The following is a 1,447-nucleotide window of genomic DNA, read 5'->3' on the forward strand; positions in this document are numbered from 1 at the left end:
TATAGTATTAAAATATTCTAATCAACAGTCTATCTATATATTAGTATATTATGTTGGATTAGTTCAGTGTTGTTTAGTTTTTTTTTTTTTTTTTTTTTTTTTTTTTCTGAGGTCTCGTGGGCTCGGCGGCGTTCGGTCTGGTCTCGGTGGGCACGGCGTACGCGCACAGTGCCGAGGCGATGATCGTCTGGCGGGCGCTGCTCGGTGTCGCCGGTGCCACGCTGATGCCGTCGACGTTGGCGCTCATCCGCAACATTTTCCCGGACCCGCGTGAGCGCAGCTTCGCGGTCGGCGTGTGGGCGGCGATGACCTCGGCAGGCGCGGCCGTCGGGCCGGTTGTCGGCGGCTTCCTGCTGGAGCACTTCTGGTGGGGCTCGGTGTTCCTGATCAACCTGCCGGTCATGGCGGTGCTGCTGGTGGTCGGCGCCCGGGTGCTGCCGGAGTCCCGCAACCCCGCGCCCGGCCCGTGGGACCTGCCGAGCGTGCTGCTGTCCATGGCGGGCATCGTCGCCGTCGTCTACGCCGTCAAGGAGGGCGCGCTGCACGGCGCCCGGCTGGACGTGCTGGGCGCGGCCGTGGCGGGTGTGCTGCTGCTGGCGGTGTTCGTCCGGCGTCAGCTGCGGCTGCCGGCGCCGCTGCTGAACATGCGGCTGTTCCGGCACCGCGGGTTCAGCGGCGCGGTGCTGGCCGACCTGCTGACCATCCTGGGACTGGCCGGGTTGATCTTCTTCCTGTCGCAGTTCCTGCAACTGGTGCAGGGCCGCAGCCCGTTGGAGGCCGGAATCGCCGAACTTCCGGCGGCACTGGGCTCGGTGACGGCCGGTCTGCTGGCCGGCCGCATCGCCCGCCGCACCTCGGTGCGCGGCGCGGTCAGCGTCGGCCTCGCCGCCGTGGCGGTGGCCATGGGCAGCTGCGCCTGGCTGGCGCAGGACACCGGGTACTGGCTGCTCGGCCCGGTCCTGCTGCTGGTGGGAGTCGGCGCCGGACTCGCCTTCACGGTGACGGCCGACGTCATCCTCTCCAGCGTGCCGAAGGAGGAGGCGGGCGCCGCGTCGGCGGTCTCCGAGACCGCGTACGAGCTCGGTGTCGCCCTGGGCATCGCCGTGCTCGGCTCGATCGTCACCGGTGTCTACCGCGGCTTCGCGCTGCCGCCGCAGGTGTCCGACGCCGCCGCGGAGGAGGCACGCGGATCGCTGGGCGCCGCCGCGGAGGTGGCCGCCACGCTGCCCGGCCAGGCCGGCGACGCGCTGCTGGACGCGGCCCGGGAGGCGTTCACCGACGGCCTGCGGGCCGCGGCCTCACTGAGTGCCGTGGTGCTCGCGGCGGCCGCCGTGCTCGCCTGGTACCTGCTGCGCGGCCAACGCCTGGAGGAGTCGCCGGCGAAGGCGACCGAGCAGGTCGCGGAACCCGTGGCGTAGGGCGGGTGAACACGTGGGCGGGGCGGACG

Annotated in this window: 1 pseudogene; it reads left to right on the forward strand. The window is 69.9% G+C overall.

From position 1 onward, the window contains the following. Nucleotides 1-113: 113 nt before the first annotated feature. Nucleotides 114-1,418 (forward strand): annotated as a pseudogene (locus GL263_RS26420) (MFS transporter); the annotation flags it as partial. Nucleotides 1,419-1,447: the final 29 nt, after the last annotated feature.

Source organism: Streptomyces durbertensis (assembly GCF_014156695.1).
Lineage (GTDB): Bacteria > Actinomycetota > Actinomycetes > Streptomycetales > Streptomycetaceae > Streptomyces > Streptomyces durbertensis.